Source organism: Streptosporangium sp. NPDC003464, assembly GCF_053588315.1.
Map to the genome: position 1 here is coordinate 1 of NZ_JBSFPS010000547.1, position 1,574 is coordinate 1,574.

Below are 1,574 nucleotides of genomic sequence, written 5' to 3' on the forward strand. Positions count from 1 at the left end.
CCCGGCGGGACGGCGGCCGGGCCTCCGCCGGGGCGGGGACGTGCGGGCCCGTGGCGTTCGCTTCGCCCTTCACGGGCGCTCTCCTACCCCTCCGTCCGTCCGGCTTATCCCCATGTTCACCGACGAACACTTGACCGTCCCGCGGCCCGGCCCGCCGCGCCGACCGGGTTGTCAGGCGCCGACAATCTCCCCCCGCGAATTGCTGACGCCCCCACAAGCGCCCGCCCGCGCCCGCCTGTAGCGTTCTCGCCTGAACGGATTCCGGTCGCCGGCGCGCCCCGCTCTCCCCCGCCGACCACAGCGGCCGGTCCCGCGGCGCGAGCTCACGGAAGTGCCCATCGACCGAGAGGACGGCGACACCGTGCGCGCACCTTCCATGAAGTCCGTCATGCCGCTCGCCGCGGCCACCGTGCTGCTGACGGCCCTCGCGGGCCCCGCCTCCGCCGCCCGGTCGGCGCCGGCGCGCGAGGTGCTCCTGGTGGGCAACGCGCAGGGCGGGACGGTCAGCTTCGTCGACAGCGCCACCTACCGCAACCTGGGCTCCTTCGACGCGGTCCCCGATCTGGACGAGCGCCTGAGGGCGATGAACCCGGTCGAGCGCGCCGGCTACGAGGCGGTCAACCGGATCCAGGGATACCGCAAGCTCGTCGACGACATGGCGCTGTCCCCCGACGGGCGCACCCTGTACGTCTCCCGCGGCAACCTGTCCGACGCGGTGGCCTTCGACATCGCCGGCCGGAGGATGCTGTGGCGCTACAAGATCGAGGGCTTCAAGGCCGACCACGCGGCGCTCTCCGCCGACGGCAGGCACTTCATCGTGTCGGCGACGACCGCCTCCGCGGCGCAGGTGATCGACACCGCCACCGGCGCGCTCGTCACCGACATCCCGACCGGGACCTATCCGCACGCCAACGACTACTCCCCCGACGGCAGGTTCCTGTACAACTCCAGCATCGGCGTCACCTCCCTGCCCAGGGCGCTGAACGCCCTCAAGGGCGGCAGGCAGCTCACGGTCGTGGACGCCGCCACGCTCAAGGTGATCAGGAAACACACCTTCGAGTACGGCATCCGCCCCGCGGTGTTCACTCCCGACAACAGGACGATGTACGCCCAGTTCTCCTATCTCAACGGCTTCGCCGAGGTCGACCTGGTCACCGGGAAGATCACCCGGAAGGTCGAGATGCCCTTCAGCGAGGCGGGCGGGAGGCTCTCGGCCGACGACTACCCGCAGAACTCCGCGCACCATGGCATGGCGATGTCGGGCGACAACGGCAAGCTCTGCGTGGCGGGCACGATCGACGACTACGTGGCGATCGTCGACCGTCCCGGGCTGACCACGCGGGGCTACGTGCACTACGACGCCGGCAGCCTGCCGTACTGGGCGACCACCGGCGCCGACGGCCGGCGCTGCCTCGTGTCGCTCAGCGAGAAGGACGTGATCTCGGTCGTGGACTACGACACCGCGCGCGAGGTGGCCCGGGTGCCGGTCGGGGACTTCCCCCAGCGTGAGCGGCCGGGACAGGTCCCCGAGGATGTGATCGGCTCCCTGGACCCCGCCGCGGGCTGACGGCTCG

At 71.5% G+C, this 1,574-nt stretch carries 1 protein-coding gene; it reads left to right on the plus strand.

What is annotated here, in order from left to right; all coding sequences use genetic code 11:
* Window positions 1-331: 331 nt before the first annotated feature.
* Window positions 332-1,567, plus strand: a complete 1,236-nt coding sequence (locus ACWDS7_RS48395) for a YncE family protein (protein ID WP_451934816.1) — start codon at window positions 332-334, stop codon at window positions 1,565-1,567.
* Window positions 1,568-1,574 lie beyond the last annotated feature (7 nt).